This is a genomic window from Patescibacteria group bacterium, from assembly GCA_018900835.1.
Taxonomy (GTDB): domain Bacteria; phylum Patescibacteriota; class Minisyncoccia; order Minisyncoccales; family PEYH01; genus PEYH01.
In genome coordinates, this window is the sequence record JAHIFQ010000004.1 from 26,154 (window position 1) to 50,385 (window position 24,232).

Below are 24,232 nucleotides of genomic sequence, written 5' to 3' on the forward strand. Positions count from 1 at the left end.
AAAAATGACGAATAACACGAAAAAATTTATTCTGTTTATGGGGTCAATCTTATTGGCTGTTTTTTTGTTAACAATAGTCCATTTTTCAAGAGTAAGCGCTGCTGATTTGGAAAACATATACCCAGATGTTCCTGGAGCAATAACGCCAACAACCACTGAAACGCCTCTGCCTGTATTATTAAAATATATTTATAATCTTTCTATTATCTTGGCCGGCTTTATAGCATTTGTAGTCATGGTTTGGGGAGGTGTGAAATATATTTTAGCTGGACCAAGGCCAGGAAAATTGGCAGACGCCAAGGAACAAATCACGCTCGGATTAGTAGGCATGATGCTGATTTTCGCTTCATATATGATAGTAAACACCATAAATCCTGACTTTACTAAATTAATAACAATTCTGCCCATTACTTTTACCGATACCTTTATCCCATCAAGCGATAATCCAAGTTCAATGGATGTCGGACTTTACGAGATTCCTATCGGCTCAATCATCACCTCTGAATTCGGAGCTTCCTCTTTTTTGGCAACCACTAGTCCAGATATTGACTACGCTAATACCGAATGGCCGCCTACAATCACAAGCACTAGCACCTATGATACTGATTTTCAGGGCGCTCTTTTCGGAGCGCGCCTAAGGCGAATACACGAAGTTGCCAGCACCACTGTGCCAGTGGCAAAAAAATTACACGATTTGAGCAACGGGCTCCATGATTTAATAAATAAATGCACTTGCATGTTCGGATGTCATGGGAATATCCTATTAATATGCGCCGTATCTACAGATTGCGGATGCGACACAGGATATTTGTGCAGTGATGACACAAAAGACAAAATGGAAAAAAGAATAGGGGAAATCGAATCCTTAAAAGACGCTTTTAAGGCCTTCTTAAATCCCAATTCCCTTGTAGAGGATTATTATAACAATAATCAATCAGATATTGACGGCTTGGATGATGATGAAATAAAAGACCTTATCCAGATGATGATAGAGGTAGAGAATAAGGGCGGTTATAGTCCGAAAAACGACCCGCATGAAAGAGATATTGGGAGAAATCTGCTTGAAATGACTGCTTTTATAAATGAAATGAATAAGATGAAAAGAATGCTCAACCCCTATGACCAGGATGTGGGCTATTTAAGCTTGCTTACATTCGCCGAAGCCACCACGCTGGAAGCCAATATGGATGTAAGCTCCACTATTTATAATTATTTCGCCGCCCTTCCAGCTGGGCTGGAAAAAATTGACGAAAAAAACGACCCTGCCACTTTTTATTCAGCAGCCACTCTTCCTTTTCCATATGGGATGCCAGACGATAGACCGTATAATCAAGATGCTCCGGAACCCGATTTTCTGCCTTATTATCCAGGAGAAAGAAAAATGTCCTATCAAAAAAACATTGCTTTCGCAGCCGTACCATTCGTTCCCCCAAATGTGCAATTTGATTTTGACACCCCTCCAAGCACGGGCGGAACCTGTAATTATATATTGGAAATCCCTATCGGCAGAGCATTAGATGAGGCAATCAATCTCGCCCAAGCAATCAATAAAGAATTATTTAATATATTCGTCAAAGGACATATAGAAATAATCGGCGCCAATATGCTGATAAAAGCAGCAGAAAAATTCATTGACCTGAAATGCGTCGATGCCTGCATCAAGCCAACATGTGTCGGCGAACCACCTCTCGCATTATGCGTTCCACCATTCCTCTGTATGCCGACTCTCGAAACAATATTCTTGAATGCTCAAAGTGATATTGCCATATTCCTTATTGAATTAACAACTATCCCGGGTATGAACATTGCCATAGATGATATTGAAACTTCATTCAAAAAATTGGACTCCCAGGAACCGATTTTGATAGACCGCGTGTGTAAAGACGAAAAAGGAAATTGTCGAAAAAGGAACGGAACAATTAATAATAGTAAAGTAGAAGAAAGGGAATATACTTTAAAAGAAAAATTAATGGAGGTTCAACTTCTGCTTAATAGGTCTAGGGAGCTCGTCGGCCAGGACAAAGAAAAAAGCGTTTACGAAATCTTGTTAGAGGATTACATTGCCCTCGGTTTTGGCAAATATTATGAAGATTTGTTAAAATATATAAGGAGGATTGACGCTATTGAAAGAACCGACCTTCAGGACTGCCACATAATATCCGGAACCATCAAGAAAATAGAGGGAGAGAATTACAGCACATCATTGATGAATTGCCGAGATGCCAAGCTCCTGGACTTGATAGATTTCTATAATGAAGACATTTGCAGTCCTAATCCTTATCTTGACGCCAATTATTATTTAAAACCCGAAGCCCGCAAGTTAAGGCCTATCAGTTGTTATTGCTATGACGAGGATGCTGACAAAAAATACTATAATAAAAAGGATTTCCCTGAACTCTACCAAAGTATAAGCATTATTGTTCCCAGTTTTATGGCTGATATAGAAGATTTAGACACTGATGCCCTGCATGATTTGGCGCAACAATGGCAAAATGCCCGTATAGACCTCAATCATTTCTCCGGATTCGGCAATAATTATTTTTGCTGTATTAAAAATTATGAAGAATAAAGAGATGAAAAAAATCATATTAATAATAAGTGTTTTGGTTGTCCTCTCTTGCGCAGGACTAATATACGCCCTTGAAGTAGAATATCCAACTGTAGGCGGTATGCAGGGCCCACAGGATACTGGAGTCAAATTAACAACCTATATCCGTTATATCTATAACTTTGCCATTATAAGCGGAGGACTGATTGCTTTATTGGCTTTAATTTACGGCGGATTCAGATTTTTGACTTCAGCTGGCAATCCAAGCGCTATCACAGACGCAAGAGAACAAATCTTAGCAGGACTTTTGGGATTGGTTGTTATTTTGGGTTCATATATAATACTAAACGAACTGAATCCTGACTTAGTGTCATTGAGAATCCCGGGGATTGACGCAAACAGAAAGGGAATAATTTTATATAGTCAGGCCGGTTGCGGTGGATTGAGCGATGATGACGCTTCTATGCCCGAGGTTGCTGATATCCCTGACGGCCTGCTTTACAAAGCAATGAACAGCAGCGGATCAATAACAGATCAAGACGGAAACAGTTTTCTTCCTGTGTCTCTGTTTTCTTTTCAGGATTCAAAAGATTTAATAATACAATTTTATTCCAATGACAAATGCGAAGGAAACACGGTTCCAGCGCCACAACTTAATTCTAACCAATGTTTAGATATCAGCGCTTCTAATCTTAAGTGCATAAAGTTCATTTGGTACAAGCCCGGGGTCTGGGTCTTCAACCAATTAGAAAATGGAGCTAATGTGCCTGACCCCGGTGACCTGCCTCTTGGATGGGAAGAAGGAAAAGAATATATAGTATTCCAGAGCAATCAAGAATCTTTACCAAACAACTTCCACGACCAAATTGTGGCTCTGGTAATCGTGCCCAGTAAAGAGTCCGAGGAAGGATTGGGGAAAAACTACGGCGTAATCGCCCACAATATCCCCGGACCCATGCTCAAAGAAAAAGGTTGGGCCCATATTTATCTGCCGGGAAACGGTTCTGCTTCGGGTTGCCGATTATCTGGAGAGATAACTAAGTGCGGACCATTTGAAAATAATTCTTCTGATATTTCTTCGTTAACAATATTCAATATGCCCAAAGAAGGAACAGCCACTAAGGCAATAAAGGTTTGCCGAAATGACAGATGCGAGCCGCAGAGAGTCGGAGATGACTTCTTTGATGTTTATAAAGAATATTTTCCGGGAAGCGGACTTCAAGAAAGAACCAGTGTTTTCGGAGGAGCGGTGTCTCCCTATAACCTCGGAAGCGGAATAGTGTATGGTAAAAATCTTAATGGTGAAAATTGGGATACTGGCAATCCTATTGTTCTTGGCAGGAATCAGGCAGACGGGGTTTCAGCTATTGAAATAGATGAAGGAGCCCGTTATCTGACGCTCCTTTACGACGAATATCTTGATTTTTCCAATATTAATACTAACACTTCGGCTGACGCAGCCATTATCAATATTTCTATGCCATCTTTGAGAACAATTCAAATGGATGGTAGAGTTGGGACAATTATAGTTATCCGAGTGGGGACAGAAGATTAATTAAACTGGTTTGATGATGATTTTACGGTAAGGGTCTGCGCCAATGCTTTCGGTTTTGACATCGCTCCTATCTTTGAGTTCTATATGAACAATTCTTCTTTCATAAGCTGACATTGGTTTCAGCTCTTTTTCTTGTCTGGAAAGAGCGACATCATCAGCATAACTTTTAGCAGTATCTTTTAAATAATCAAGTTTCTTTTTCTTGTAATCATTGATATCCAAATCAATATAAAACTCTTCTTTAAATTTTTTTCTTAAAAACTTGTTCAACAGGTTCTGGATTTCAAAAAGAGTCCTGCCATTTTCGCCAATCAGGATTTGCGGTTCTTCCATTTGAATCAAAACCGGCATTGATGAGTCAGTCATTTCCTCAACCTCTACTTTTGTTTCAAGGGTGGTTTTTTTAAAAAATTCCTGAACTGCTTTTCTCACTTTTTGGCTTAGTTTCCTTTCAAACATATTATTTTTTCGTTAAATAATATTTTTTTCTTATGAAAAACTGCTGGCCTGCCATAAATATCCCTGCCACGAGTAAATAAAGCCCGAGCGCAGATGGCAAACGAAAAAGAATAACAGTAATCAGGATAGGGAACAGGAATAACATTTGTTTCTGGAACATATCTGCGAAACCCGGTTTTTTGGAGGACTGCTCTTCTGATTTGTCTTTTTTAGGCATAGCAAATTTGCTTTGGAGAAAAAAGGTTATCCCTGCTATCACAGCCAAAATCGGGGACGGCTCGTTCAAATTAATTCCGAGAAACATAGGATTAATCACTTCTGGCCTCTGGACAAAACTATAAAGATAAACAAAACTTTCTTCCTGTATGCCCTGCCAAAACATCCTGTAAAGAATAAATAAAATCGGCAACTGAACAAGGGTAACAAAAAACGCTGAAAAAGGATTAATTTTTTCGGTCTTATAAAGCCCCATCATTGCTTTTGCCTGCTCCTCTTTATTGTTTTTGTATTTTGCCTGAATCTCTTTCAGTTTTGGCTGTAATGCCTGCATTGCCAACTGGGACTTGCTTGCCTTATCTTGCAAAGGATATAAAATAATCCTGATAAGCAGGGTTAAGGTGATAATTGCCACTCCAAGATTATGGCCAGGCAAATAATAACAAAGCAAAATCAAGAGATTAAACAAGGGCTGCCACAATATTACATGAAAAAAATTGGTAAAAGCATTCATTGGTTTATTTCTTTTTAATAATCCCTGATTTTAATAATAGTTCTCCGATGGTTTTTTTTATTGTCTGAAAATCAATTGTCTTGTTAACTCCGTTCAAGGCGCTGATAATAATATCTTGCCCCGGGCTTATGGCTGAAAGCATTTCTTTAATTGCTCCCCTGATTCTTCTTTTAATCAAATTTCTTTCCGTTGCTTTTGAAGCAATCTTTTTACTCACCACAATCCCTATCCGTGAAACATTGGAATCATTTGTTGTAAATTTTAAAAATAAAAAATCCTGCTTAAAGCCCTTGCCTTTTTTATAAACCCTTTCAAAATCATTTTTCTTTTTAAGACGATGGATTCTTGGCAACATTTTATACAGTTATACGGTGATTCTTTTTCTTCCTTTTTTCCTTCTATTTTGCAGAATTTTCCTGCCGTCGCTTGTCGCTGACCGCTTCAAAAAGCCATGTTTTTTCTTCCTTTTCTTTTTGTTTTGTTTGTAAGTAATCGCCATAAATTAGTTTCATTAAAATTAATTTGTATTTTGTTTAACCAGTATAATCATTAAAGACACATAAGTCAACCGATTTCTTCCACCCATAATCCCCATTTTATCCCCATCTTTTCAACACCATGCTTTGATTTATGCGGTAAACCATTGATTTGCCTTTTAAAAAAATATAGCATAGTATGAGAATTGAGATTAACCCTCCCAAACATTATGAACAAAGAAGAGCTCTGGCAAGCTATCCTGTCCCAAATCCAGTTCAATATATCCCAGGCGAATTTTAGCACCTGGTTTAAGAACACATACATTCTTTCAAACGATAACGGGACAATAATAATAGCTGTGCCAAACAATTTTTCAAAAGAATGGTTGGAAAGAAAATATAACAAGCTTATTTTAAATGGGTTAGAGGAATTAAATGAAAGAGTTAAGGTAATAGAATATAGGGTAGTGAATGTCCCTGCCCCCCAGATGCCAAAAAAATCTGTGAAAGCAGAAATAGCTGATATAAACCAGTTAGAATTGGAGGAACTGGCGCTTGATAAATATACTAATCTTAATCCTAGATACACTTTTGATAATTTTGTAGTCGGCCCATTTAATGAATTAGCGCATGCCGCTGGGTGGGCAGTGAGCCAAAAGCCGGGATTGGTATATAATCCATTTTTTGTTTATGGCGGAGTAGGACTTGGTAAGACCCATCTGCTTCAAGCAATAGGGAATAAGGTCTATGGACAGTCCGCCAAAAAGAAAATTAAATATGTTTCTTCTGAAAGATTCATATCCGGCATTATTAATTCTATAAGAAATCAAACTATTGATGAATTTAAAAACACTTACCGTGATTTTGATATGCTGATAATTGATGATATCCAATTTCTGGCAGGCAAAGAAAAGACCCAAGAAGAATTCTTTCATCTTTTCAATATCCTATATGAATCCAATAAACAAATCATCATCTCATCCGACAGGCCACCTAAAGCGATTTCAGCGCTGGAAGAGCGATTGCGTTCGAGATTTGAAGGCGGGATGATAACAGATATAGGAACTCCTGATTTTGAAAGCAGAATCGCGATTTTAAAACAGAAAATTCAAGAAAAAAAGGCAGGTATAAGCGGAGAGGTTTTAGAGTATATCGCCTCAAACATACAAAAGAATGTAAGGGAACTTGAGGGCGCCTTGAAATCCTTAGCTGCATGGAAACAGCTCCACAACCAAGACATTGACCTTGATTTGGCAAAAAAGGTTTTGAAAAGAACTATAAACCCGCAACCCAAAGGACTTAATTTTCAGAAAATAATCAACACAGTGGCGGAGTTCTATAATATGAAAGATAAGGACTTGTATGTTAGCTCAAGAAAAAAAGAAATCGTTAGACCACGACAGATAGCTATGTATTTTTTGAGGGAAGAATTGAAGAGTTCTTTTCCGTTTATTGGTAAAAAATTCGGGGGCAAGGACCACACCACAGCCATTTATGCCTGTGAAAAAATTTCAAAAGAAATAATTGAAAATGAACAATTCGCAGAAGAAATAATTCTTATCAAGGAAAAGATTTACTCTTATTAGGAGAATTAACTGATGTGAATAATCTGTTAAGAAACACTGAAAAACCATGGGATAAGCGATTGGATAACAAGTGGACAAAACAAGACCTTTAAAAACCTAAAAAATTATCCAAATCTAATTAAGGGGTTATCAACTGATATATCAACTAAGTTATCAACTTTTTCTCCCCAAAACTAACCCTTGCGCAACTTAAAGAAACAATTAAAATAGAGTCGTAAACTAGACGCATAGTAGTAATAATTAATGTATTAATTAAATAATATGAAGATAATAATACTTAAAGAAAAATTGGCTAAAGGATTAAGTATGGTTGAGAAAATAACTGGAAGAAACTTTACTCTTCCGATTTTAAATAATGTTTTGATTTCTGCTGAAGATAACTCATTGAAATTATCAACCACTGACCTTGAATTAGGGATTAGCTATTGGGGACTTGCGAAGGTAGAAGAAAAAGGAGAAATCACTATCCCAGTGAAAACCCTTTCTAGTTTTGTCTCTCTTATTGGAGAAGAGAAAGTGACAATAGAGAGCAAGGAAAAAACACTTTATTTAAAGGGAGAAAATTATAAGACACAGATAAAGGGGCTTGAAGCAAAGGATTTTCCAATTATCCCGGAAGTTGTTTCAGATAAATGGATTGAATTTGACGCAACTACATTTTGTAAAGGGATAATGCTTGTAATGGATTTTTGCGCACTCACTCAAGTAAGGCCTGAACTCTCTGGCTTATATTTTGTTTTTCAAAAAAATTCGGCTAAAATCGTGGCTACCGACAGTTTTCGTTTAGCGGAAAAAAGCATTGCTTTAGATGGGGCTACTCAAGGAATAGACGGTCCACAGTCATTTATTCTTCCAAGAAATGCTGCCAGGGAATTAGTCAATATTTTTTCAGAGCACAATGGAAAAATCAAGTTTTATTTATCTCCGAGTCAAATTATGGTTGAAAGCTATGTTGACGAAACCAAAAACCCACAAGCGCGCTTAGTTTCCCGTTTGATTGAAGGTGAATACCCTGATTATGAAGCAGTGATTCCAAAAGAGTTTAAAACACGGCTCACTCTTTCCAGGGAAGAATTCTCAAACCAGATTAAAATTGCCAGTTTATTCAGCGGAAGAACGAATGAAGTAAAATTGGAAATAAGCCCTAAAAAAGGAAATGTTTTGATATCTTCGCAAAGCGTTGATTTGGGGGAAACAGAATCCAAAATGGCGATAGACGCAAGCGGAGATGATGTGGAGATAAGCTTTAATTACAAGTTTTTGTCTGAAGGATTGAATCAAATAAAATCAGAAAAAATCGTTCTTGAGCTTAATGGTCAAGACGGACCTGGTGTTTTAAAATCCAGTGACGATTCAACTTATATTTATGTAATAATGCCGATTAAGGCATCTTGATGTTTGAGCCAATATCAAGAATTATAAGCAAGAGGGCAGACCGCTTCTCTTTTAAAAGGGAAATTTTGGCAGTAGAGGTTTGCCAGATATGGCCAAAAATCATAGCGCGATTATTTAACAAAGAAACAGTTGATTACACTAAAGCCCTGTCTTTTAGAGATGGGGTTTTAATTGTGAGAGTCCAGAGCCCGGCATTGATGCAGGAGTTCCAAATAGAGAATGAAAATATAATCGCTTCCCTGAACAGGGAAGCCAGAAAAAACATTATCCAGAAAATTATTTATAAGATGTGAAGCAGAGAATTGCTAATCAGTGTAATATATTTAGTTCAGAAGTATAGGTTGGAATAAGTGGCGATGGGGATATGTAGTCATTGACAACTGTATGCTGCAGACATACAATTGTATGTAGTGAGCAAACATTTGATATGTCTCTAAATTTTACTAAAAATCAAACATTAATTCTTGGAATCCTTTTTAATCATCCAGAAAAATCCTATTATTTAAGAGAAATAGGCAGGTTGGTAGGGAAAGAACCGGGTGTTTTTCAAAAAGATATTAACAAATTGGTTGAGAGCGGCATTTTGACCAGCGAATATCGCGCAAAAAGCCGCTTTTTTGCGTTAAATAAGCTGCATCCCCTATATAAAGAGTACAAAAGCATTTTTTTCAAAACAATTGGCGCGGAAGGACAACTGAAATTAATTTTGAAAAATATTGAAAATATTAAAGTAGCTTTTATCTATGGCTCATTTGCTACCGGAAAAGAAGATGCTTTTTCAGATATTGATTTGATGATAATCGGAAATCCCGATGAAGATGTTTTAATCAGAAAAATTTCTTTACTGGAAAGAAAAATAGACAGAGAAATTAATTATAATATTTTTTCACCAACAGATATTAGGAATAATTTATTAAATAATGAAATTTTCCTAAAAGAAATAATGGAAAGACCCAAGGCATTCATTATCGGAGACCAAAATGAACTGGAAGAAATTATTGGAAAATAAAAGCTTACAGAAAAAAAGAATCAGCTTCCAAGAAGTGGGAGGGGTTTTAGTAAAGGCGGAGAAATGTCTTAGGGCGGCAGAGTTGCTATTGGCAAAAGATGTAGATGAGTCGGTTTTTAAAGAAGCTTATGACTCTATGATTTTAGCTGGGCGGGCGTTAATGTTTTCTTTAGGGTTAAAGCCGCGTACCATTGGATCGCACACCATAACCATTGATTTCTGCTCCGATTATTTAGGAAATGATTTTAAGACATTGACCGAAAAGTTTAGAAAAATGAAGAAGAAAAGAAACTATTTGATTTATGGCATCGGGTTAATCGTTTCCAAGACTGAAGCAGAGAATGCGCTCAAAACCGCGAAAGAATTTGTTGATAAAATCTCAAAATTTATTCAAGCAAAAAATCCTCAGAAAAAGTTAGTTTAAGCACCAAGACAAAAATATTATTAGTAGTTAATTAGTGTAAGGGCTTTTTGGAAAAAGTTGCGCCAAATTGGTCCGGCTATCACAATACCGGGCATTTTTGCTATAGCGCTATTGTTGTTATTCCCCGTCCAAACACCAACAGCTAAGTCAGAAGTATAGCCAATGGTCCAGGCGTCCCTATATTGGTCAGTTGTTCCTGTTTTTGCGGAAACTTCGTAGCCAGGGAAATATAAAAGTGAGCGCGGCCCAAACATAGGAGTTCGGGCGACATTATCAGAAAGAACGTTGGTTATCATCTGACAGACCTCCTCGCTTATCACTCTTCTGGTTGCGCTTTTGTTTTCTTCAATAATATTTCCATCATTATCTTCTATTTTTAATATCGCAGTAGGTTGTACCCGCAACCCATTATTGGCAAATACTCCATAAGCAGAGACCATATCTATCAATTTTACCTCTCCTGACCCTAAGACCAGCGATGGACCGTAAAAACTGGAGCCCTGATTAAGGGTTGTGATGCCCATGTTATGGGCAGTGGCTATTGTATCAGCAATACCAGCTGCCAAGAGCACCTTAATTGACGGAATATTCAATGATTGAGCTAACGCCTGTCTAAGGGTAACCGAGCCCCTGTACAACCCATCATAGTTTTCAGGGACATAATCCTGGTCTCCCCATTTTCCAAAATTTGTTTTTTCATCAACTACGACATCGTCAGGAGTATAGCCCTTTTTAAAAGCAGTGGCATAAGCAAATGGCTTAAAAGCAGAACCAGGTTGTTGTCCTTCCCCATATGTTGCTACATTTACCTTTGGCTCAAACTTGCAATTAAGCCCAGGGACACATGCTTTTGGATATGACTCTCCAAAATAATCTTTTGACCCGACCATTGCCATTATTTCCCCGTTTTTCGGGCTTATTGCCACTAATGCTGCATTATATGACCCGTATGATTCGTTTATCTTCACGCCTTCTTTAACCGCTTTCTCTGCCGATGCCTGCAGTTCCAAATCAAGAGTTGTGTAGACCTTCAATCCATGTTCTTTAAGAAAGTCGCCACCATATTTTTGATATAGATAGTTTTCTACGAAAAGAATAAAATGAGGAGCATCTTTAAAAGCAGAATCAAGGCCCACAAATTCGACCACTGCCTGAATTGTCTCATCGTATAACTCTTCTGAAATATATTTTTCATCCAACATTCTTTTGAGGATAAAGTTTTTTCTTCTTAAAAGCGCGTCTTGGTGTTCTCCATAAGGGTAATAATAGCTTGGCGCTTGGATAAGGGAGGCGATAACAGCTGCTTCCGGTAGAGTGATGTCTTGGATTGATTTTCCGAAATAAATACGGCTTGCTTCGCCTATGCCGTAGATATTCGGACCAAATGGAATCTGGTTCAGATACCATTCCAAGATTTGGTCTTTAGAATAACGCCTCTCAAGCTCTAATGTAAGGACCAATTCTCGTATTTTTCTCTTTGCGCTTTTTTCAAGCGATAAAAATGTTGAGCGGATAAGTTGTTGGGTTATAGTGGAAGCGCCTTGTGCTGGCTTTCTAAGCTTTAAATCAATAAGTATAGCTCTTGCAATTCCAGCGAAGTCCACTCCGTGATGGTTATAAAAATTATCATCTTCAGCTGCCAATACTGCCTTAATCAAATGGTCTGGAACATCGCTTAAAGCCACGAGTTCTCTTTTTTCTTCTCCGTAAATTGTTCTTAATAATGTTTCTCCTGTGCGGTCATAGATTCGTGTAGGCATCACTTGTTCTCTTTCTGTGAAGACCTCGGGCCTTGGCAGGTCTTTCGCAAAATAAATAAAAACAGATAATCCAATAAAGCTAAAACCGATAATTGAAAATAAAAAAATCCGCCCCATTTTCTTTAAAATGCGCTTTGACCTGGAATTATCTCCATATGTTTGGTGATGATAAATTTTTAAGAACATCATAAGACAAAACCCCTGCCAGAAGGCAGGGGTTTTGAGGAATTAAACTTCTTCTTCATCAAGATTCTCTTCTGTTCCGCCTTCCTCTGTGGTCTCTTCTTCCACAGGAGCCTCTTCTACTTCCGCTCCTTCTTCCACGCCCTCTTCAACTGGCAGACCTTCTTCTACGCCTCCCAATTCTTCCTCTTCTTCCTGATTGGTCAAGATGTTAACGCTTTTATCTTCGTATTCCATAATTGATTAAACTTAATTTACATTGGAAAATGAACGACCTTTTTAAATTGATATGCTCATTATAATTTTATCAAGTCGTTTGTCAAGCTTTTTTCGGAAATCTTTTAGATTCTAGGAGATATACGCAACAAATAGCCAGACCCAAGGCATCGGCAGCGTCGTCTGATTTGGGCACCTCATCCAAGTCCAAAAGTTTTTTAATCATTTTTTGCATTTGCATTTTTTGAGCTCTGCCATAACCGACAATATTCATTTTAACCTCCAAAGGAGTGAATTCGTAGATAGGTATTTTTTTTCTTTCTCCTGCCAACAATATAACTCCACGGGCCTGACTTACAGGAATGGCGGTCTTGGCATTTTTAAAGAAAAACAATCTTTCTACAGACAAAGCATCTGGAGAAAAATCCTTTATCAAACCATTAACTTGGTTAAAAATTTGATTCAGTCGATTCTCTGGGGAATCATCTGGGGATGTCTTAATGCATCCGCATGCAACAAAATCTATTCCTCTTTGAGATTTTCTAACAACCCCGTAGCCAGTCCTTGCCGTTCCGGGGTCTATTCCTAAAATAATCATGAGTAGAAATTATAATTTTATATTTGAGTAAATATCTTGCACATCATCATTATCATCAAGCGCCTCGAAAAGCCTTCCTATTGATGCCTTTTCTTTTTCATCAACATCTATCTCTTCTTTTGCTATCCACCCTAAATTGACTGATTCTATATTAAATTTCTTTTCTTCAAGAGCCCTTTTTACGGTTTCTAAATCTTCTGGCTTGGTGCAAACCTCAATAAGGTCATTTATTTTTTTGATATCCTCGGCGCCTGCTTCAATGATTGCCATTTCCAAATCATTTTCTTCCATTGCTTCAGGGATTTCTAAAATAATAATTCCCATATTTTCAAACTGCCATTTTACCGAACCTTCGTTTGCTAACTTAGCATTATTGTGAGATAAAAGTTGCTTTATATCAGTAAGAGTTCTGTTCTTGTTATTAGTAATTCCAGTGATTATAAGAGCGCTTTTAGCTGGCCCATAGGCCTCAAAACAAAATTCTTCCAATATCTCGTCCTGTAATTCGCCAATGCCTTTTTTGATTGCCCTTTCAATATTCTCGCTTGGCATATTAGCTTTTTTCGCTTGTTCAACAGCAATCCTTAGGCTTGGGTTCATTTGAGGGTCTCCTCCTATTTTTGCGGCAACTGAAATAACCCGGGATAATTTTGAAAAAATCTGCGCCCGTTTCCGGTCTTCTGCTTCTTTGCCTCTTTTAATTGTAGCCCAATGGCTGTGCCCACTCATAAATATTAATTACTTATTACTAATCACTCGTCTGCCTCGGGCGGATTAATCATTGATATTTTATCTTACTTGATTTTTTCCTTATTTTCAACCAAATTGCAGAAAAAACAACAGAAATACAAGCAGAAGCGCCTATGCTGATTGACAATACAGGAGCAAATTTTGAGCTCTTATAATTTTTGTCAGAAATAATAAGCTCTTTTTTAGGAACAATATTTTCATTTGGGCTGTTTTCTGATTTTGGCGTGCCTCCTGGGCTCTGGCTTGTTTTCCAATTGTTAGGGTCAGACCCTAACACATGAGAAACAATTCTTTCCATTGTTTTTTTATTCTCATTGTTTCCAGCAAACCATCCTAAAGAACAATCAATATTATCAACAACTTGACCAATATTATCTAAAAGCAAAAGCTGTTTTCCCTGATTATTTAATCCGCCCTTGTATATGATGTCAGCAATGATTTCAGGTATTGTTGAATCATCTGTCCGCTCAAGCAGAAAATATGATTTTGCCCCAATGCTTCCTGATAATTTTATTTTCAGCGATTCATCTTTTGTTTGAATAGTCCAAGCATCCAGATTTACAGGATAATCGCCTGGGTTATAAAGTTCAATCCATTCGTCATTAAAAGAGTTCTCTGTGCCCATCCATGCCAGCTCATTTATAACAACCATCGGGTTTTCCTTGGCTAAAACAAAATTGGTTGCGCTGAAGCAAGCAGTTAGAAAAAGAAATTCAAAAACTATAATAATTTTGTATTTTGTATTTTTGATTTTGGATTTATCCCAAGGTGCTCGTATGCCTTTTGGGTGGCTATTCTTCCCTTGGGGCTTCTTATAATCAAGCCGAGTTGCAGTAAATATGGCTCGTAGACCGCCAAGATATTGTCTTGTTCTTCGTTGGTTGAAGCAGCCAATGCCTGTAAACCAACTGGACCGCCATCAAATTTCCGAATTAGTATTTCAAGAATTTTTCTATCCTGCGGCTCCAGCCCCATTTTATCTATTTCTAATGCTGATAATCCCAATTCAGTTATTTCCTTGTTGATTCTTTTCATTCCTTCTACTTGGGCAAAATCCCGGATTCTTTTAAGGAGTCGGTTGGCTATGCGCGGAGTGAATCTTGAGCATTGGCTTATGAGCATTATTGCTTCATCGTCTATTTCTAAGCATAAAATATTAGCAGACCTTTTTATGATTTTTTGGACATCATCTTCAGAGTAGAACTCAACCTGAAAAGTGGCTCCAAACCGGTCTCTCAATGGAGAAGTGAGTAGTCCAACCCTTGTTGTTGCTCCTATAAGAGTGAATGGGGGAAGGTCTATTTCTAAAGTTCTTGCCATTGGTCCAGTGCCTGTTATAATATGCAGCTTAAAGTCCTCCATAGCTGGATAGATAATTTCTTCGCATGTTTTATTTAAACGGTGAATTTCATCAACAAAAAGAACATCTCTTTCAGATAGAGATGTTAGAATTGCTGCCAAGTCACCTGGCCTTTGAATCGCAGGGCCGGTTATAATTCTTATATTAGAGCCAATACTTTTGGCAACTAAGCGCGATAAAGTTGATTTTCCAAGACCAGGTCCGCCGCAAAAAAGAAGGTGGTCAACCGCTTCTTTTCTTTCTTGGGCTGCTTGCAGGATAATCTGGATATTTTTTTTTATTCTCTCTTGCCCGATAAAGTCCCCCCATTGTTTTGGTCGCAGAGTTTGGTCTAATGTTTCTTCTTCTTTTGAATCAACATTGTTAAGCAATGTTTTCTTTTTTTGAGCAAATTCACGAGAGGGGTTGACAATCATTTTGTTATTTGTTATAATAAAAGCGATCCCTGGCTGCTTAGGGGTTTTTCTTAGCCCGGGTAAACTGGCTCCGGCTGGGTTATTCCTCGGAAAAATTCTGGTCTTTGTTGCCTACGAAGATATGTAGTCAGGGATTTAGTTTTCACTAGTGACTCTTTTCACTTCTTCTATTGTGGTTATTTGTTCGAGAACTTTTATCATTCCATCTTGGAACATCGTAATCATTCCGTTTTCGGCAATGATTTTTTTAATTTCAGGAACAGCTGGTTTTTTCACAATAAGGGACTCAAGCTGGTCATTGATTAAAAATGCTTCAAATATACCCTGCCGGCCCTTGTATCCGGTAAAACTGCATTCTTTACATCCTTTTATAACAGCCATTTTTATCGGCTCCTGAACAATGGAATTAGGAATATTTTTCATCACCCTTTTTATTTCTTCTGATTCTTCCGGTGTTGCCTCTCTTATCCCAGCGCATTTCTTACAAACCCTTCTAACTAATCGCTGGGCGATTACCATATTTATGGCTGGGCCGATATTAATAGGGTCAGACCCCAAAGATATCAAGCGGGGGATGGCTCCAGCTGCGTCGTTTGTATGCAGGGTAGAAAAAACGAGGTGTCCAGTGAGGGCTGCTTGAAGGGATATTTTTGCTGTTTCTAAATCCCTGATTTCTCCGACCAAGATTACATCAGGGTCTTGTCTTACTATAGAACGCAGTCCGCTCGCAAAATCATATCCTTGGCTAGGATTAACTTCTGTTTGAGAAGTGCCGTCAAGCCGATACTCAATAGGGTCTTCAATGGTGATGATTTTGATTTCTGGATTTTGAATATATTTTAAAAAAGCGTAAAGAGTGGTGGTTTTGCCAGACCCGGTCGGTCCTGTAACAATTATCATCCCATTTGGTTTTTTGATTTCTTTTTTGAACGACTCCAACAAATCCTGCCTTAACCCAAGTTCTTCCATGCTTTTTAAACTTTCTGGATTTAGAATTCTCATCACAACCGATTCTCCGAAATCCGCTGGCAGGGCTGATGTTCTGATTTCTATCTCCTGCTCTTTATTTGTTTTTGTTTGTATGGCGATAGAGAAGCTCCCGTCTTGCGGCTTATTATGGACATTTAGTTTAAGGCCTGCAAGAAGTTTTATTCTGGAAAGAAGTAAGCGGTATGTTTCTGGGGGAAAAAACATTACATCATGGAGCATGCCGTCTAACCGTATCCGCAGACGGATATCTTCTTCTCTGGGCTCAAAATGAATATCAGAAGCAGATAAAGAAATTGCGCCTAACAAAACCTTTTCAATAATTTTTGTTGTCTCTTCATTTATATTTTTTTCTAATTCTGCCTTAAAATCAGCCGTTGATTTTATCGCTTTTTGCATTTGTTCGGATATTTGAAGAGGTATTATGATTTTGTCAGTGATTTTTACCATAAATAAAATGCTAAAAAATGATTTCCATTATTTTTTCTTTTATATCATTTATCTTACCATTTTTTGATTTAAATATAATACCCTTGCCCTTGCGTTCTCCATTAAATGCCTCAAGTATCTTGCTCCCAGAGTAGGGCTTGGAAGAATAAAAAACGCCACTTATGGTGGTTTGGTTGTCTTGACTTTCCCACAGAAGGAGAAGAGAAGGAAATTGCAGGAGATTGCTTGTGAGTTCTTTTAATATAAAAATTAAGTCCCTCGCATTAGCTCCTGATTCTTGAAAATCTTTTTTCATCAAAGAAATAGAAGGAAGTCGTTTGTCTCTGCGGAATTCGATTTTTTTCAAAGCGATTTCTAGGATTTTAAGCTGTTGAGCGCTGCCATTGTTCGCAAAAAGATTTAGCAATTCTTTATATTGAATATTAGGCGTTATCAGCTCTAAAACATTGTCCATTATTTCTTGATTAAAGCCATTGTCTTTGGAAAAAGCGATTATTCCAGCCAAAATCCATGTTTTAATATTTTGGTCTATTTGACCCTGAAGCAATTCAAGCAGTTGGTTGGATATTAAGGCCATTGGCAGGTTTTCAGAAATTAGATTTATGTTGCCAAACTTGTTGTTTGTCGTTTGATTATCTATATTCAGTATGGTGGTCTGATAAAAAAGCTTGAAATTTTTTTCATAGAAGTCCCCTAATCTTTCTAACCTATCTATCCCTATTGTTATCAGGAGGTCTGGCTCTGTTTCTGACAATTTTTGAAAATCGTCAAATATTATATCATCCTTGGTAATTTTTTTGCCCCGTGGACTCAAAAATATTTTGAGTATCTGTTTTTCCTTTTCATAATACAACTCGGAGATTTCTTTGCCTTTGATAGAAATAACAAACCTATTTGGATTAGCGGTTTGAGGAAACAGTAAGGCATATTTTTGGGGTATTGCATGAGGATGCAAATTTACAATCTTGCCTTTATTGTTTAAAGTATAAGAGAGGGAAACAGCCGATGCCAATGAATCAATGTTCGAATTTTGAGAAGTGAGCACTAAAATATTTTTAGCGCCATCAATAAGTTTTTTTGCTTGGTATAGGCCTTCAGTCATTAATTCAATCTATATTTTATCAATTTAAAAGTCAATGAGAAAAAAGATACAAACAAATTCCCATATCAAAACCCAGCATTTAGCGGAGAATATCGCTAAAAAATGCCTTAAAACTGGTCCTGATTTTGAAAATAATCAAGCGATGGTTTTTGCTATGCATGGCGACTTGGGGAGCGGAAAAACGACTTTTACTCAAGGCTTTGCAAAAGGGCTGGGGGTTGTGGATAAAATTTTGAGTCCAACATTCGTAATTCTTAAAAAATTCCAAATTCCAAACTCTGAATTTCAATATCTTTATCACATTGATTGTTATAGAATAAATGATTCGCGAGAAATTCAGGACTTGGGCTTCAAAGAAATAATTTCTGACCCGAAAAATATAATTATTATTGAATGGGCAGAAAAGATTGAAAAAGCCCTGCCAAAATATATTACAATTATTAATTTTGAGTTTAAGCATAAGAATATCCGAGAAATTATTATTAAAAGCAAATAAAATGTTGGATAAAAAACGATTAGTTATAATTGACAGCAATGCCTTGGTTCATAGGGCGTTTCATGCCCTACCTCCCCTTACCTCTCCTAAGGGGGAGTTAGTAAATGCTGTTTACGGATTTCTCTTGGTCTTTTTGAAGGCGCTTAAAGATATGAGGCCTGATTGCGTGGCTGCGACATTTGATTTGCCAGGCCCTACTTTTAGAGACAAGATATACGAGGAATATAAGGCAAAAAGAGTAAAAGCGCCGGATGAGCTTTATAACCAGATTCCGATAATAAAAAGAGTGCTTGAGGCGTTTGGAGTTCCTGTTTTTGAGAAACAAGGATTTGAAGCCGATGATGTGATAGGCACCATAGCAAAGCATGCCAAAAGAAAGCAGATAATCCCAGAGATAGAAGTGATTATTGTTACCGGAGATTTGGATGCCTTGCGTTTGGTTGATAAAAATACAAAGGTTTATACTCTTAAAAGGGGCCTTTCTGATACAGTGATTTATGATGAGCAATTAGTCAGAGAAAGGTACGATGGATTAGCCCCCGAGCAATTGACAGATTATCGCGCATTGAGGGGAGACCCATCTGACAATATACCTGGCGTGACAGGCATTGGCCCAAAGACAGCCATAGGGCTGTTAAAAGAATTTGGGTCTGTGGACAATATCTACAAAGCGATTGAGAGCGGAGAAAGCAAGGATTTAATCTCGCTTCGCATTAAAGAAAAACTTATTGCCTATAAAGAGCAAGCGCTTTTTTCAAGGGCGCTGGCGGAGATAAACACCGATGTTCCGATTGATTTTGTTCTTGAGCAATGCCAATGCCGACCGCTGGATAGAGAAAAAATAATAAAAATTTTTCAGGAGCTTGGATTTTACAGTTTGATTAAAAGATTACCAGAGTCGCATCAGACAAAATTAGGAGATTTTTGATTTTAACGGTTCAAATCACTTTATATTCTCAATCAAAATTCCTTTCAATGGAATAAATTGTTATAATAAATGAATTAAAAAAATATTGATGGCAAAAGAGCTTAAAAAAGAAAGCCAAATTAAGTCAACTATATTAGAAAACCTGGGCAAAGAGAAGGAGCGCAGAAAATATATTATTTTGGGGGTAATTGCGCTTTTTTTAGTAATGAGAATCATACTCAAACCATTCCCTTATTTTTATCATATAATTGGCGGTTATTTGATAGTTCTTTTTTTAATAATCCCAATTACATCATACTTAAGCAACCGTCCCAATATAGGACTAAAGATGGCCAGATTGATTGTGGGGCTTATGGTCTTCGCAGAGTTAATGGCATTGAGCGCAGTTCTATACCTCTTTATGCCGGTTGCTGTTTTTTATCAAATGCGCATTTCCATTATCTCTATTCCGTTTTTCTTATTATACGCTGTTTTGATTCATCCCTTGCTTATTTCCAAGAGGGTAAATGATTTTTTCTACCTTTTTTCATTAGCAATTTTAATCACCCTGTCAATATTGGAATATACGGGTAGGTATCCTGCTTATTCTAACTATCCTATTCTTGAGAGCCCTCTCCAACATTTGCGTGTGGCGATTATCCCTGTCGCTATTGCGCTATTCGTTTTTTTAATAATTAGAAGTTCAATAGACCAATTTTGGGGGCGGTTCAGCAGGGCGAACATTGAACTCAAGGACATAAATGTTGGACTTGAAGAAAAAGTGAAAGAAAGGACAATAGAATTGCAGAAAAAATCAGAAGAATTAGGTGAGGCGAAAAATGTTTTAGAAATCAGGGTTGCTGCAAGAACCAGGGAGTTGAAAGAATTTGCCGAAAAATTAGAGGAAAACATTGAATTGAGAACCAGAGAATTACAGGAAAGGATAGACGAATTAGAGACATTCCATAAACTTACTGTTGGCCGGGAATTAAAGATGATTGAACTCAAGGAAGAGATAAGCGGCCTAAAAGAACAATTAATGAAAAAATTATAAAATGGTTCGACAGGCAGAAAAAGAGATAAAGAGATTGAAGCAAGACCTGAATGAGGTGACTGCTTATTTGGATGATTTTCTTGCTTTTTTGCCTTTGTCAATTTGCGATGTAAGCCCGACCGGGATGATAAGCAATATTAACAAGGCATTTGAAAAACTAACTAACTTTCGCTTCAGCGAGGTGGTTGGAGAATATTTATATAGTTTTTTTACTGAAAAAAGCGATATTAATGAGTGTCTTAATTCGTCAAAACAAGATAGCGTGGTCAAGAATAAAGAATTATCTTTGATAGTTAAAGGCAAAGGGAAAATACCGGTGAGCGCATCATTCGCAGCGAAGAGAGACAGTAAGGGGGAATTGACAGGATATTTTGTAGGGATTACAGATATTACCATTTTGAAGGGTCTGCAAACTAAGACAGAGGAAAGAATCAAAGCGAGAACAAAGGATTTAGAGAACTCAAGAACCGCCTTGCTTAATATGCTTGAGGATACCGAAGCAGCTAAACAGCAAATAGAAAAAACAAAAAATAGAAGTCAGGTAATTTTTAACAATTTTATTGACGGATTGTTGATATTTGATTCTGCGGGAGAATTGGAGTTGTTGAACCCGCGGGCAGAGGAACTTTTAAAAATAAAACAAGATGTTCTTATTGGGAAAACAATCGCTGAATTAGCAAATTGGTCGCAGGCAAAAGATTTGGCAAAAATACTTGAAGCTAGGAAGAAAGATGTTTTTAGGGAAGAATTGCCTTTCAAAGAAGGAGAATTGGTTGTAGAGGTTACGACACAGACGTTGAATCCAGGGGAAGAAGACGCTTCTACTTTGGTTATTCTTCATGACATTTCCAGAGAAAAGGTTATAGAGCGCTTAAAGAGCCAGTTTGTTTCAGTGGCAGCCCATCAGTTAAGGACACCTCTTTCAATTATAAAATGGTCATTATCTATGATTTTGGAGGGAGAGATGGGAACTCTTAATTCTGAACAAAAAGAGATGTTGTCCCGCGCTAATCAGACGAATGAAAGAATGATTCGCCTGATTAATGATTTATTAAATGTTGCTAGGATAGAAGAAGGAAGATTTATGTATAAACCGACAATAATAGATTTTGGGGAGCTTGTAGAGTCAATGATTGTCTCGCTGAAGCCATTAGCGCAAAAGAAAGGCGTAAAGTTTATTTTTAAAACTTCTAAGACCAAAGCCCCGAAAGTCATTAGGGCGGATATTGAAAAATTGACCCTTGCTGTCAAAAATATTATTGAAAATGCTATATTTTATACTGATTTGGGAGGTAGCGTAGAAATTTCCCTGACCAGAAAGAAAAACGAAGTAGAGTTGTCTATTAAAGACAGCGGAATAGGCATTCCCAAAGACCAACACGACAGAGTTTTTACCAAATTTTTCAGGGCTGATAATGCTGTGAGAAAAGAGACCGAAGGCACTGGATTAGGTTTATTTATTGCAAAGAATGTTGTAGAATCACACAAGGGCAGGATTTTATTCGTTTCAGAAGAGAAAAAAGGCACCACATTTACTATTTTTCTGCCAGCCATAGGATAAGATGGTAAAAATAATGTGTTCGTTATAAAATAAGAAAAAGGGGTTTGCGTTTGACAGTCCCTGTCAAATGGTTAAAATAGATATAGAATTAAAATCCAAAAAATATGGCTAAGAAAATTTTAATTATAGAAGACGAAGAATTGCTTTTGAATCTATTAAAAAAGAAGTTGAGTGAATTGGGTTACGAGGTTTTTACGGCTATTGACGGATTGCAAGGACTGGAAGGAATTAAAGAAATTGTGCCTGATTTAATATTGTTGGATATAGTTATGCCAAAAATGGGAGGATTTGAGCTTTTGGAGAAAAAACAGGAAGACGATTCCATAAAAAATATCCCAGTGATTATTATTTCCAACTCTGGACAGCCGGTGGAATTGGAAAAAGCGAAACAATTAGGGGCCAATGATTGGCTTGTTAAAACAGAGTTTGACCCAGTGGAAGTGGTGGAAAAAGTTATAAAACAAATCGGAGACAGCAACAATAATTAAGTTAATTGAGTAAAATTATGCAAGAACATATTCTCGTTATAGAAGATGATAAATTCCTAAGAGAGCTTATATCAAGAAAGCTTTTAAGCGAGGGATTTAAAATAGATGAAGCAATAGACGGAGAAGAGGGCTTGAGAAAAATAGAGGAGGCAAAACCGGACTTGGTTTTGCTTGACCTCATTCTGCCGGGACTTGATGGCTTTGAGGTGTTAGAGAGGATAAAAGACAATCCGAGCACAAATATAGTGCCTGTGCTTATACTTTCAAATCTGGGGCAAAGAGACGAGATAGAGAGGGGGCTGAAATTGGGGGCAGTTGATTTCCTGGTAAAGGCGCATTTTACACCAGAGGAAATAGTGGAAAAGATTAAAAACATTTTTGAGAAGAAATCCGCGCCCAGCAAAAGCGAATAGTTCCATTGGTCTTGGCAAGAATAATCTCGAGGAAAGTCCTGAGCAAGGACTTTTCTTCGCGCAATATGCTTGTTTTAATTTTTGGAAAAGATACTTATAGGGCATGGCAAAAACTAAAAGAGATAGTTAGCGCTTTTGAAAAGGAAAATAAGATTTCTTTGTCTTTGGATTCGCTTGGGGATGAAGTTGTTACAATAGAAGATTTAAAAAACGAGTTAAGGCATAGCTCAATGTTTGAAAAGAAAAAAATAGTTATCCTAAGGAATGTTCTTGGCAATGCGAATTTTAAAGAAGGAATTATAAAAGAAATTAAAAGCTTATCAGGGAACGAAGATGTCTCAATAATTTTTTATGAAGAAGGCAATGCGTCTATTGATGCGGATTTTCTAAAACTTTTAAAGAAACAAGGCACTGTTTATAAATTTGACCTTTTAAAAGCAGAGGATTCAAAAAAATGGATTAAAGAAGAATTATCTTTACTTGGAGCGACCATTAAGCCGGATGCGCTTGTTTTATTGGTCAATTCAACAGGTGGCGATTTGTGGCGATTATCATCAGAAATCAAAAAGCTCGTTGCTTATAAGGCGGAAAAAAAGAGCATTGAAAAAAAGGATGTGGAATTATTGGTAAGACCGAACATTGAAGCCGTGATTTTTAAGACCATTGATGCAATTGCTTCGGGAAACAAAAAAATTGCGCTTGATTTGCTATACAAACATTTGGGAAAAGGCGATTCCCCGTTCTATATCTTTTCAATGATAATATATCAATTTAGAAATTTATTGATTGTCAAAGAATTAGAGAGCAGTTCTTTTGAGGAAAAAGTGAAGATTTTAAGGCCCATGCATCCTTTTGTTGTAAAAAAAAGCTCTTGGCTTGCCAACGAGTTTTCTTTGGTTCAACTGAAAGATATTTATTTAAAAATTTTTAAAATGGATTTGGCAGTTAAAACAGGAAAAATAAAACCAGAGACAGCTCTGGAATTATTGATTGCAGATATTTAGAGGATTTTACTTTAGAATCCGGGTGACGCTGGATTTTTTTCTATTAGCAGTATTTTTCTTGATGACATTTTCTTTTGCCGCCTTATCAACTGCTTTGTAATACTTGGGAAGCAATTCTAACGCTTCCTTTATTTTGTTTTCTTTTTTTAAAGAAAGGATTTGTTTCTGCAAGTCCTTAATTGTTTTTTTATAACGCAAATTAGACGCCCTGTTCCTGCGTTCTTTTCTTAGTGACTTGATGGCTGCTTTTTTAATAGGCATATTCTTTTTAGTAAAATTAAAAATGAAAAATGAAAAATGAAAAA

At 37.1% G+C, this 24,232-nt stretch carries 27 protein-coding genes; 14 read left to right on the forward strand and 13 right to left on the reverse strand.

Annotated features, from left to right (window positions below; genetic code table 11):
- The first annotated feature begins 4 nt into the window (after positions 1 to 4).
- Together KJ562_00430 and KJ562_00435 are read left to right on the forward strand one after the other, a co-directional pair.
- Positions 5 to 2,569, forward strand: a complete 2,565-nt coding sequence (locus KJ562_00430) for a pilin (protein ID MBU3964191.1) — start codon at positions 5 to 7, stop codon at positions 2,567 to 2,569.
- Positions 2,559 to 4,103: a pilin gene (locus tag KJ562_00435; GenBank protein MBU3964192.1), complete on the forward strand. Its 1,545-nt coding sequence runs from the start codon at positions 2,559 to 2,561 to the stop codon at positions 4,101 to 4,103. Before KJ562_00430 ends, KJ562_00435 begins: the two co-directional genes overlap by 11 nt.
- Here the strand turns inward: KJ562_00435 and KJ562_00440 are convergent, their stop codons facing one another.
- The 4 genes from KJ562_00440 to rpmH are packed head-to-tail and all read right to left on the reverse strand — an operon-like array spanning position 4,104 to position 5,791.
- On the reverse strand, positions 4,104 to 4,562 hold the full coding sequence (locus KJ562_00440) for a KH domain-containing protein (protein MBU3964193.1): 459 nt from the start codon (positions 4,560 to 4,562) through the stop codon (positions 4,104 to 4,106).
- Between the two features lies 1 nt (position 4,563).
- On the reverse strand, positions 4,564 to 5,292 hold the full coding sequence (locus KJ562_00445) for a YidC/Oxa1 family membrane protein insertase (protein MBU3964194.1): 729 nt from the start codon (positions 5,290 to 5,292) through the stop codon (positions 4,564 to 4,566).
- 4 nt (positions 5,293 to 5,296) lie between these two features.
- On the reverse strand, positions 5,297 to 5,647 hold the full coding sequence (gene rnpA, locus KJ562_00450; GenBank protein ID MBU3964195.1) for a ribonuclease P protein component: 351 nt from the start codon (positions 5,645 to 5,647) through the stop codon (positions 5,297 to 5,299).
- 9 nt (positions 5,648 to 5,656) lie between these two features.
- Positions 5,657 to 5,791 (reverse strand): 50S ribosomal protein L34, encoded by a 135-nt coding sequence (gene rpmH / locus KJ562_00455; protein ID MBU3964196.1) that lies wholly within the window; start codon positions 5,789 to 5,791, stop codon positions 5,657 to 5,659.
- 207 nt (positions 5,792 to 5,998) lie between these two features.
- On the opposite strand from rpmH, the gene dnaA reads away from it, so the two are divergent.
- The 5 genes from dnaA (at position 5,999) to KJ562_00480 (ending at position 10,182) form a co-directional block, all read left to right on the forward strand.
- The gene (gene dnaA, locus KJ562_00460) at positions 5,999 to 7,354 is read left to right on the forward strand and encodes a chromosomal replication initiator protein DnaA (GenBank protein ID MBU3964197.1); all 1,356 of its coding nucleotides are present in this window, start codon (positions 5,999 to 6,001) and stop codon (positions 7,352 to 7,354) included.
- 261 nt (positions 7,355 to 7,615) lie between these two features.
- Positions 7,616 to 8,749: a DNA polymerase III subunit beta gene (gene dnaN, locus KJ562_00465; GenBank protein MBU3964198.1), complete on the forward strand. Its 1,134-nt coding sequence runs from the start codon at positions 7,616 to 7,618 to the stop codon at positions 8,747 to 8,749.
- Complete coding sequence (locus tag KJ562_00470) at positions 8,749 to 9,042, forward strand: DUF721 domain-containing protein (protein MBU3964199.1); 294 nt, start codon at positions 8,749 to 8,751, stop codon at positions 9,040 to 9,042. The genes dnaN and KJ562_00470 overlap by 1 nt, the downstream gene beginning before the upstream one ends.
- Positions 9,043 to 9,176: 134 nt before the next feature.
- On the forward strand, positions 9,177 to 9,758 hold the full coding sequence (locus KJ562_00475) for a nucleotidyltransferase domain-containing protein (GenBank protein ID MBU3964200.1): 582 nt from the start codon (positions 9,177 to 9,179) through the stop codon (positions 9,756 to 9,758).
- On the forward strand, positions 9,730 to 10,182 hold the full coding sequence (locus KJ562_00480) for a HEPN domain-containing protein (GenBank protein ID MBU3964201.1): 453 nt from the start codon (positions 9,730 to 9,732) through the stop codon (positions 10,180 to 10,182). The genes KJ562_00475 and KJ562_00480 overlap by 29 nt, the downstream gene beginning before the upstream one ends.
- A gap of 20 nt (positions 10,183 to 10,202) precedes the next feature.
- On the opposite strand, the gene KJ562_00485 is transcribed toward KJ562_00480, so the two are convergent.
- The 8 genes from KJ562_00485 to KJ562_00520 form a co-directional block, all read right to left on the reverse strand.
- Complete coding sequence (locus KJ562_00485) at positions 10,203 to 12,131, reverse strand: PBP1A family penicillin-binding protein (GenBank protein MBU3964202.1); 1,929 nt, start codon at positions 12,129 to 12,131, stop codon at positions 10,203 to 10,205.
- Between the two features lie 39 nt (positions 12,132 to 12,170).
- The gene (locus tag KJ562_00490) at positions 12,171 to 12,362 is read right to left on the reverse strand and encodes a hypothetical protein (GenBank protein ID MBU3964203.1); all 192 of its coding nucleotides are present in this window, start codon (positions 12,360 to 12,362) and stop codon (positions 12,171 to 12,173) included.
- Between the two features lie 82 nt (positions 12,363 to 12,444).
- Positions 12,445 to 12,939, reverse strand: a complete 495-nt coding sequence (ruvC, locus tag KJ562_00495) for a crossover junction endodeoxyribonuclease RuvC (GenBank protein ID MBU3964204.1) — start codon at positions 12,937 to 12,939, stop codon at positions 12,445 to 12,447.
- A 9-nt stretch (positions 12,940 to 12,948) separates the two neighbouring features.
- Entirely contained in the window at positions 12,949 to 13,668 is a 720-nt protein-coding gene (locus KJ562_00500; GenBank protein MBU3964205.1) for a YebC/PmpR family DNA-binding transcriptional regulator, read from the reverse strand.
- A gap of 49 nt (positions 13,669 to 13,717) precedes the next feature.
- The gene (locus KJ562_00505; GenBank protein ID MBU3964206.1) at positions 13,718 to 14,341 is read right to left on the reverse strand and encodes a lamin tail domain-containing protein; all 624 of its coding nucleotides are present in this window, start codon (positions 14,339 to 14,341) and stop codon (positions 13,718 to 13,720) included.
- A gap of 68 nt (positions 14,342 to 14,409) precedes the next feature.
- Complete coding sequence (gene ruvB / locus KJ562_00510) at positions 14,410 to 15,465, reverse strand: Holliday junction branch migration DNA helicase RuvB (protein ID MBU3964207.1); 1,056 nt, start codon at positions 15,463 to 15,465, stop codon at positions 14,410 to 14,412.
- A 135-nt stretch (positions 15,466 to 15,600) separates the two neighbouring features.
- Positions 15,601 to 16,902, reverse strand: a complete 1,302-nt coding sequence (locus KJ562_00515; protein ID MBU3964208.1) for a GspE/PulE family protein — start codon at positions 16,900 to 16,902, stop codon at positions 15,601 to 15,603.
- Between the two features lie 10 nt (positions 16,903 to 16,912).
- Complete coding sequence (locus tag KJ562_00520) at positions 16,913 to 18,004, reverse strand: hypothetical protein (protein ID MBU3964209.1); 1,092 nt, start codon at positions 18,002 to 18,004, stop codon at positions 16,913 to 16,915.
- Between the two features lie 34 nt (positions 18,005 to 18,038).
- Here KJ562_00520 and tsaE point away from each other — a divergent pair, with 34 nt between their 5' ends.
- The 7 genes from tsaE (at position 18,039) to holA (ending at position 23,927) form a co-directional block, all read left to right on the forward strand.
- Positions 18,039 to 18,500 (forward strand): tRNA (adenosine(37)-N6)-threonylcarbamoyltransferase complex ATPase subunit type 1 TsaE, encoded by a 462-nt coding sequence (gene tsaE, locus KJ562_00525; protein ID MBU3964210.1) that lies wholly within the window; start codon positions 18,039 to 18,041, stop codon positions 18,498 to 18,500.
- Position 18,501: 1 nt separating this feature from the next.
- Positions 18,502 to 19,428 carry a hypothetical protein gene (locus KJ562_00530; protein ID MBU3964211.1) on the forward strand — a complete coding sequence of 309 codons (927 nt, stop codon included), beginning with the start codon at positions 18,502 to 18,504 and terminating at the stop codon, positions 19,426 to 19,428.
- An 88-nt stretch (positions 19,429 to 19,516) separates the two neighbouring features.
- Complete coding sequence (locus KJ562_00535) at positions 19,517 to 20,461, forward strand: hypothetical protein (GenBank protein MBU3964212.1); 945 nt, start codon at positions 19,517 to 19,519, stop codon at positions 20,459 to 20,461.
- 1 nt (position 20,462) lies between these two features.
- A complete protein-coding gene (locus KJ562_00540; protein MBU3964213.1) occupies positions 20,463 to 22,022 on the forward strand; it encodes a PAS domain-containing protein in 1,560 nt (519 codons plus the stop codon).
- 104 nt (positions 22,023 to 22,126) lie between these two features.
- Positions 22,127 to 22,510, forward strand: coding sequence for a response regulator (locus KJ562_00545; GenBank protein MBU3964214.1), 384 nt, complete (start codon positions 22,127 to 22,129; stop codon positions 22,508 to 22,510).
- A 17-nt stretch (positions 22,511 to 22,527) separates the two neighbouring features.
- Positions 22,528 to 22,923: a response regulator gene (locus KJ562_00550; protein ID MBU3964215.1), complete on the forward strand. Its 396-nt coding sequence runs from the start codon at positions 22,528 to 22,530 to the stop codon at positions 22,921 to 22,923.
- A gap of 65 nt (positions 22,924 to 22,988) precedes the next feature.
- Positions 22,989 to 23,927 (forward strand): DNA polymerase III subunit delta, encoded by a 939-nt coding sequence (holA, locus tag KJ562_00555; GenBank protein ID MBU3964216.1) that lies wholly within the window; start codon positions 22,989 to 22,991, stop codon positions 23,925 to 23,927.
- A gap of 6 nt (positions 23,928 to 23,933) precedes the next feature.
- Here the strand turns inward: holA and rpsT are convergent, their stop codons facing one another.
- Complete coding sequence (gene rpsT, locus KJ562_00560; GenBank protein ID MBU3964217.1) at positions 23,934 to 24,188, reverse strand: 30S ribosomal protein S20; 255 nt, start codon at positions 24,186 to 24,188, stop codon at positions 23,934 to 23,936.
- Between the last annotated feature and the right edge of the window lie 44 nt (positions 24,189 to 24,232).

What these genes read in the sequence shown, in the direction of transcription:
- KJ562_00430 (MBU3964191.1), top strand. Translation starts at nt 5, where the DNA reads ATGACGAATAACACGAAAAAATTTATTCTGTTTATGGGGTCAATCTTA.
- KJ562_00435 (MBU3964192.1), top strand. Translation starts at nt 2,559, where the DNA reads ATGAAGAATAAAGAGATGAAAAAAATCATATTAATAATAAGTGTTTTG.
- KJ562_00440 (MBU3964193.1), bottom strand. Translation starts at nt 4,562, where the DNA reads ATGTTTGAAAGGAAACTAAGCCAAAAAGTGAGAAAAGCAGTTCAGGAA.
- KJ562_00445 (MBU3964194.1), bottom strand. Translation starts at nt 5,292, where the DNA reads ATGAATGCTTTTACCAATTTTTTTCATGTAATATTGTGGCAGCCCTTG.
- rnpA (MBU3964195.1), bottom strand. Translation starts at nt 5,647, where the DNA reads ATGTTGCCAAGAATCCATCGTCTTAAAAAGAAAAATGATTTTGAAAGG.
- rpmH (MBU3964196.1), bottom strand. Translation starts at nt 5,791, where the DNA reads ATGGCGATTACTTACAAACAAAACAAAAAGAAAAGGAAGAAAAAACAT.
- dnaA (MBU3964197.1), top strand. Translation starts at nt 5,999, where the DNA reads ATGAACAAAGAAGAGCTCTGGCAAGCTATCCTGTCCCAAATCCAGTTC.
- dnaN (MBU3964198.1), top strand. Translation starts at nt 7,616, where the DNA reads ATGAAGATAATAATACTTAAAGAAAAATTGGCTAAAGGATTAAGTATG.
- KJ562_00470 (MBU3964199.1), top strand. Translation starts at nt 8,749, where the DNA reads ATGTTTGAGCCAATATCAAGAATTATAAGCAAGAGGGCAGACCGCTTC.
- KJ562_00475 (MBU3964200.1), top strand. Translation starts at nt 9,177, where the DNA reads ATGTCTCTAAATTTTACTAAAAATCAAACATTAATTCTTGGAATCCTT.
- KJ562_00480 (MBU3964201.1), top strand. Translation starts at nt 9,730, where the DNA reads ATGAACTGGAAGAAATTATTGGAAAATAAAAGCTTACAGAAAAAAAGA.
- KJ562_00485 (MBU3964202.1), bottom strand. Translation starts at nt 12,131, where the DNA reads ATGATGTTCTTAAAAATTTATCATCACCAAACATATGGAGATAATTCC.
- KJ562_00490 (MBU3964203.1), bottom strand. Translation starts at nt 12,362, where the DNA reads ATGGAATACGAAGATAAAAGCGTTAACATCTTGACCAATCAGGAAGAA.
- ruvC (MBU3964204.1), bottom strand. Translation starts at nt 12,939, where the DNA reads ATGATTATTTTAGGAATAGACCCCGGAACGGCAAGGACTGGCTACGGG.
- KJ562_00500 (MBU3964205.1), bottom strand. Translation starts at nt 13,668, where the DNA reads ATGAGTGGGCACAGCCATTGGGCTACAATTAAAAGAGGCAAAGAAGCA.
- KJ562_00505 (MBU3964206.1), bottom strand. Translation starts at nt 14,341, where the DNA reads ATGGTTGTTATAAATGAGCTGGCATGGATGGGCACAGAGAACTCTTTT.
- ruvB (MBU3964207.1), bottom strand. Translation starts at nt 15,465, where the DNA reads ATGATTGTCAACCCCTCTCGTGAATTTGCTCAAAAAAAGAAAACATTG.
- KJ562_00515 (MBU3964208.1), bottom strand. Translation starts at nt 16,902, where the DNA reads ATGGTAAAAATCACTGACAAAATCATAATACCTCTTCAAATATCCGAA.
- KJ562_00520 (MBU3964209.1), bottom strand. Translation starts at nt 18,004, where the DNA reads ATGACTGAAGGCCTATACCAAGCAAAAAAACTTATTGATGGCGCTAAA.
- tsaE (MBU3964210.1), top strand. Translation starts at nt 18,039, where the DNA reads ATGAGAAAAAAGATACAAACAAATTCCCATATCAAAACCCAGCATTTA.
- KJ562_00530 (MBU3964211.1), top strand. Translation starts at nt 18,502, where the DNA reads ATGTTGGATAAAAAACGATTAGTTATAATTGACAGCAATGCCTTGGTT.
- KJ562_00535 (MBU3964212.1), top strand. Translation starts at nt 19,517, where the DNA reads ATGGCAAAAGAGCTTAAAAAAGAAAGCCAAATTAAGTCAACTATATTA.
- KJ562_00540 (MBU3964213.1), top strand. Translation starts at nt 20,463, where the DNA reads ATGGTTCGACAGGCAGAAAAAGAGATAAAGAGATTGAAGCAAGACCTG.
- KJ562_00545 (MBU3964214.1), top strand. Translation starts at nt 22,127, where the DNA reads ATGGCTAAGAAAATTTTAATTATAGAAGACGAAGAATTGCTTTTGAAT.
- KJ562_00550 (MBU3964215.1), top strand. Translation starts at nt 22,528, where the DNA reads ATGCAAGAACATATTCTCGTTATAGAAGATGATAAATTCCTAAGAGAG.
- holA (MBU3964216.1), top strand. Translation starts at nt 22,989, where the DNA reads ATGCTTGTTTTAATTTTTGGAAAAGATACTTATAGGGCATGGCAAAAA.
- rpsT (MBU3964217.1), bottom strand. Translation starts at nt 24,188, where the DNA reads ATGCCTATTAAAAAAGCAGCCATCAAGTCACTAAGAAAAGAACGCAGG.